Source organism: Paraburkholderia sp. SIMBA_054 (assembly GCF_046534875.1).
Taxonomy (GTDB): Bacteria; Pseudomonadota; Gammaproteobacteria; order Burkholderiales; family Burkholderiaceae; genus Paraburkholderia; species Paraburkholderia hospita.
Genome location: NZ_JAWRXV010000930.1, coordinates 1 through 265, shown reverse-complemented (window position 1 = coordinate 265; position 265 = coordinate 1). Strand labels below are relative to the sequence as shown.

Annotated in this window: 1 protein-coding gene; it reads left to right on the top strand. The window is 58.1% G+C overall.

What is annotated here, in order from left to right; genetic code table 11:
• The coding region (locus SB822_RS57860; protein WP_410859206.1) for a DUF1275 family protein at positions 1 to 265 on the top strand (265 nt) is incomplete at both ends.

Below are 265 nucleotides of genomic sequence, written 5' to 3'. Positions count from 1 at the left end.
CGGGATTGAGTTCCTTGTTGTCCTTTCTGGTCGGCGCGGCCACGTCAGCGATCCTGATCAACTGGGGACGACGCAGGCGCTTGCAGAGCCAATACGCGATGCCGTTGATGCTCGTGGCGTCGCTGCTTCTGATCTTCGGTGTCCTCGGCTCGAATCTCGAATCGCACCACGTGCTCTTCGTGCCGGCTACCGTCTGCCTTCTCTGCTACGTGATGGGACTGCAGAACGCTATGATCACAAAGGTTTCAAAGGCGGAAATCCGGAC